Source organism: Streptomyces boluensis, assembly GCF_009908195.1.
Taxonomy (GTDB): Bacteria; Actinomycetota; Actinomycetes; order Streptomycetales; family Streptomycetaceae; genus Streptomyces; species Streptomyces boluensis.
Map to the genome: position 1 here is coordinate 1 of NZ_JAAAHS010000500.1, position 4,817 is coordinate 4,817.

Below are 4,817 nucleotides of genomic sequence, written 5' to 3' on the forward strand. Positions count from 1 at the left end.
GGCGTAAAACACGACAGAACCTGTCGGGTATCGCGGTTAGCTTCGGTGGCATGCCCTACCTGCCCGAGCACATCGTGATCACCGGAGCCCGCGAGAACAACCTCAAGGACGTCGATCTGCGCATCCCGAAAGGCCTGCTCACGGTCTTCACCGGGGTGTCCGGATCGGGGAAGTCCTCGATCGTCTTCGACACGGTCGCGGTCGAGTCGCAGCGTCAGCTGAACGAGACCTTCACCTGGTTCGTCCGCAACCGGCTGCCCAAGTACGAGCGGCCGCACGCGGACGGCCTGGCGGACCTCACGCCCGCGATCGTCGTCGACCAGAAGCCGGTCGGCGGGCACTCACGGTCCACGGTCGGCACCATGACGGACGTGTACTCGGTCCTCCGGGTGCTGTTCTCGCGGTACGGCACACCGAGCGCCGGCGCGGCGACGGCGTACTCCTTCAACGACCCGTCCGGGATGTGCCCCGAGTGCGACGGCCTGGGCCGCACGGTCCGGCCCGACTACGGGCGCATCCTGGACGGGTCGAAGTCGCTCGCGGACGGCGCGATCGTCTTCCCGCCGTTCCGCGTCGGCACCTTCCACGGTCAGACGTACGTGAACAGCCCGGACCTCGACGCACACAAGCCGGTGGGTGAATTCACCGCCGCTGAACGAGAGTTCCTGCTGCGCGGGCGCGGCGGCCGGGTGTGGGTGAAGGGCTCCACCTTCGAGGTCGAGAACGACTACGAGGGCCTCGCGGACCGTTTCGACCGGCTGTACCTGAAGCGGGACCTGTCGGCGCTCAGCCAGAAGACCCGCGACCTGGTGCAGGGCTTCCTCAGCGAGGGCGTCTGCCCGCGCTGCGCGGGTGCGCGTCTCAACGAGGCCGCGCTCGCCTCCCGTATCGACGGCCTGAACATCGCTGAGGTCGCCGCGATGGAGGTCGCCGACCTGATCCCGGTCCTCGCCCGGATCGACGACCCGGTGGCCGGTCCAGTCGCCGCGGCCGCCGTCACCGCCCTGGAGCGGATCGAGGCGATCGGGCTCGGCTACCTCAGCCTGGACCGGCCGACGCCCACACTCTCCGGCGGCGAGGGCCAACGCCTCAAGATGGTCCGGCACTTGGGGTCGAGCCTCACCGGCATGACGTACATCTTCGACGAGCCGAGCGTGGGCCTGCACCCGCGCGATGTGGGCCGCCTGAACGACCTGTTGCTGCGGCTGCGGGACAAGGGCAACACGGTGCTCGTCGTGGAGCACGACCCCGATGTCATCGCCGTCGCCGACCACGTGGTCGACATGGGCCCCGGCGCGGGCACGGGCGGCGGTCAGGTGGTGTACGAGGGGACGGTGGCCGGGCTGCGCGGGTCCGGCACACTGACCGGGCGCTGCCTCGGGCGGAGCGGGGGCGTGAAGGAGCGGCCCCGTACCGCGAGCGGTGAACTCTGGGTGCGCGGCGCCGAGTTGAACAATCTGGGCGGCGTGACGGTGGCGTTCCCCACCGGGGTGCTCACGGCGGTCACGGGCGTCGCCGGGTCGGGGAAGTCGAGCCTGGTGTCGGGGGCGTTCACGGCGGCCCATCCGGACGCGGTGGTCGTCGACCAGTCGGCGGTGGGGATCTCGGCGCGGTCCACCCCGGCGACGTATCTGGGGATCATGGACAGCGTGCGCAAGCTGTTCGCGCGCGAGACCGGGGGCGCACCCGGCCTCTTCAGCTTCAACTCGCGAGGCGCGTGCGAGGCCTGCCAGGGGCGCGGGGTGATCTACAGCGACCTGGCGTTCATGGACCCGGTGACGACGAGCTGCGAGGCGTGCGCGGGGCGGCGGTTCAAGGACGAGGTGCTGCGGCTCACCGTCGGCGGGCGGTCGGTGGCGGACGTCCTGGAGATGACGGCCGGGGACGCGCTCGACTTCTTCGCGGACCACGGCCTCTTCGCGGACCACGGCGACGCGGGCATCCGTCGGCGGCTGCGCGCGCTGCGGGACGTGGGGCTCACGTATCTCACCCTGGGGCAGCCGCTCGGCACCCTCTCCGGCGGCGAGCGGCAGCGCATCAAGCTCGCCACCCAGCTGCACCGCACGGGCGCGGTGTACGTCCTGGACGAGCCGACGACCGGGCTTCACATGGCCGACGTGGACGGTCTGATGGCGCTCCTCGACCGGCTGGTCGACGACGGCAACACGGTGCTCGTGGTCGAGCACAACCTCGATGTGGTCCGCCGCGCCGACTGGATCATCGACCTCGGCCCGGACGGCGGCAAGCACGGCGGCCATGTCGTCTTCGAGGGCACCCCGGCCCAACTCCTGCGCGCGGAGGGCTCGTTCACTGCGGAGCATCTGCGGCGGACGGTGGGTGTCTGAGGGGTGCACGCGACGGTCGGTGAGCGGCCGCGTACGGGTGCCGTGGGAAGTGGGGGTTCCCGTGGCGGGGCCGGGCTTGCATCATGGCGGGCGGAACCGAACCGTCGTTGAGGAGTCACCACCCGTGGCAAGCAAGAAGGCCCTGATCCGCCGTCCCGGCCCGCGTCTCGCCGAAGGGCTCGTGACGCACCTGGAGCGTGCCGCCGTCGACGTGCCGCTGGCCCTCGCGCAGTGGGAGGCGTACGGCGACGCGCTGCGGGCGCACGGCTGGGAGACGGTCGAGGTGGAGCCCGCCGACGACTGCCCCGACGCGGTGTTCGTCGAGGACACCGTGGTGATGTTCCGCAACGTCGCCCTGATCACCCGCCCCGGCGCCGAGTCCCGCCGGCCGGAGACGAGCGCCGTCGAGCAGGCCGTGGCCGAGCTCGGCGCGTCCGTGAACTGGGTCTGGGAGCCGGGCACCCTGGACGGCGGTGACGTCCTGAAGATCGGCGACACGATCTACGTGGGGCGCGGCGGCCGTACCGACGCCGCCGGGGTGCAGCAGCTGCGAGCCGCCTTCGAGCCGCTCGGCGCGCGCGTCGTCGCGGTGCCGGTGGCCTCGGTGCTGCACCTGAAGTCCGCGGTGACGGCCCTGCCGGACGGCACCGTGATCGGGCACCCGCCGCTGGTCGACACCGTGTCGGCGTTCACGCCGTTCCTGCCGGTCCCGGAGGAGTCCGGAGCGCATGTGGTGCTGCTCGGCGGCGCCAAGCTGCTCATGGCGGCGAGCGCGCCGAAGTCCGCGGAACTCCTGTCCGACCTCGGTTACGAGCCCGTACTCGTGGACATCAGCGAGTTCGAGAAGCTGGAGGGGTGCGTGACATGCCTCTCGGTCAGGCTTCGCGATCTGTACGTATAACGACATTCCGGAAAGCCGCATAGCCCCCATTCCAGGCCCCAGCGGGCACCCGCCCGACCCAGGATGGGTTGTTCTTTACCTGCGACTTAACCTACGGTTTCGTAACCTACGGTCTCGTAGGCTACGTCCCCGTAGGTTATGCGTCAGCGCACCCCCGTCCCGCAGGAGCCCCCCGTGACGATCTCCCCTCCCCAGCTCGGCAGCCCGGACACCTGGACCGACGCCCGGCTGCTGTACGCCCTCGAAGAGGTCGTGGAGTCGGAGCTCAACCGCCACCTCAAGGTCGCCAAGGACTGGATGCCGCACGACTACGTGCCGTGGGGCGACGGCCGGAACTTCCCGGAGTTCTTCGAGGACGGCGAGGCCTGGGAGCCCGGCCAGTCCAAGGTCACCGACATCGGCAGGACCGCCCTCGTCGTGAACCTGCTGACCGAGGACAACCTCCCCAGCTACCACCACGAGATCGCCTCGCTGTTCGGCCGTGACGGCGCCTGGGGCACCTGGGTGCACCGCTGGACCGCCGAGGAGGGCCGGCACGGCATCGTGATGCGCGACTACCTGCTCGCCTCCCGCGCCGTCGACCCGGTGCAGCTGGAGCAGTTCCGGATGGCGCACATGGCCGAGGGCTTCGAGTCCGACAACCGGCACTCGATGCTGCACTCGGTGGCGTACGTGGCGTTCCAGGAGCTCGCCACCCGTATCTCGCACCGCAACACCGGCCACCAGTCGGGCGACCCGATCTGTGACCGGATGCTGTCGCGCATCGCCACCGACGAGAACCTGCACATGGTCTTCTACCGGAACCTGCTGAAGTCCGCGTTCGAGCTCGCCCCCGACCTCACCATGCAGGCGGTCCGCGACGTCGTCGTCAACTTCCGGATGCCCGGCCACGGCATGCCCGGCTTCGAGCGCGCGGCGGCCCAGATGGCGATCGGCGAGATCTACAACATGCGGATCCACCACGACGACGTGCTCCAGCCCGTGCTGCGCCACCTCAAGGTCCTGGAGATCGACGGGCTCGGCCCGGAGGGTCTCAAGGCGCAGGAGGAACTCGGCCTGTACATGGGCGGGTTGGACTCCGAGGCCGCCAAGTTCGACGAGAAGCTGGCCGCCCGCAAGGCCCGTATCGCGGCCCGCAACGCAAGTCGCTGACCCGCTGACCACCGGGGCGGCGGTCCGCCGCCCCCTCGGTGCGTCTCCTCGCCGTGCGGCGGTCAGGCCCGGTTGCCGGACCGCCGTCCGGTGCCGCGCCTGAGGCGGTCCCGCTCCTTCTCGGAGAGGCCGCCCCAGACGCCGAAGCGTTCGTCGTTCTCGAGGGCGTATTCGAGGCACGCGGTACGCCCCTCGCAGGCCAGGCAGATCTGCTTGGCCTCGCGCACGGAGCTGCCGGGCTCGGGGAAGAAGAACCCCGCGCCGGTCTGCGCGCACAAGGCCAGCTCCTGCCAGCTGGGTTGACGCTCGGACGCCCCCGCGTTCGGGGCCTGTGTGGTGGACTTGCCGATCATGCGGACCATCGTGTCGCGCCCCGCGAAACAGACGATCAACGAACGATCAACGCGTTGCCGCGGTCG

General features: G+C 70.5%; 4 protein-coding genes. 3 read left to right on the forward strand and 1 reads right to left on the reverse strand.

The genetic code is table 11. The annotated features are described in order from the left end of the window. Positions 1-50 precede the first annotated feature (50 nt). The 3 genes from GUY60_RS34615 to GUY60_RS34625 all read left to right on the forward strand — a co-directional run bounded on the left by GUY60_RS34615 (position 51) and on the right by GUY60_RS34625 (position 4,398). Positions 51-2,345 (forward strand): ATP-binding cassette domain-containing protein, encoded by a 2,295-nt coding sequence (locus GUY60_RS34615; protein WP_187370199.1) that lies wholly within the window; start codon positions 51-53, stop codon positions 2,343-2,345. 124 nt (positions 2,346-2,469) lie between these two features. Beyond that, positions 2,470-3,246, forward strand: a complete 777-nt coding sequence (gene ddaH / locus GUY60_RS34620; protein WP_161705178.1) for a dimethylargininase — start codon at positions 2,470-2,472, stop codon at positions 3,244-3,246. A 174-nt stretch (positions 3,247-3,420) separates the two neighbouring features. Next, on the forward strand, positions 3,421-4,398 hold the full coding sequence (locus GUY60_RS34625; RefSeq protein ID WP_161705180.1) for an acyl-ACP desaturase: 978 nt from the start codon (positions 3,421-3,423) through the stop codon (positions 4,396-4,398). 62 nt (positions 4,399-4,460) lie between these two features. Here GUY60_RS34625 and GUY60_RS34630 read toward each other — a convergent pair whose 3' ends face one another. Next, the gene (locus tag GUY60_RS34630; protein WP_161705182.1) at positions 4,461-4,751 is read right to left on the reverse strand and encodes a WhiB family transcriptional regulator; all 291 of its coding nucleotides are present in this window, start codon (positions 4,749-4,751) and stop codon (positions 4,461-4,463) included. Between the last annotated feature and the right edge of the window lie 66 nt (positions 4,752-4,817).

What these genes read in the sequence shown, in the direction of transcription:
- GUY60_RS34615 (WP_187370199.1), top strand. Translation starts at nt 51, where the DNA reads ATGCCCTACCTGCCCGAGCACATCGTGATCACCGGAGCCCGCGAGAAC.
- GUY60_RS34630 (WP_161705182.1), bottom strand. Translation starts at nt 4,751, where the DNA reads ATGATCGGCAAGTCCACCACACAGGCCCCGAACGCGGGGGCGTCCGAG.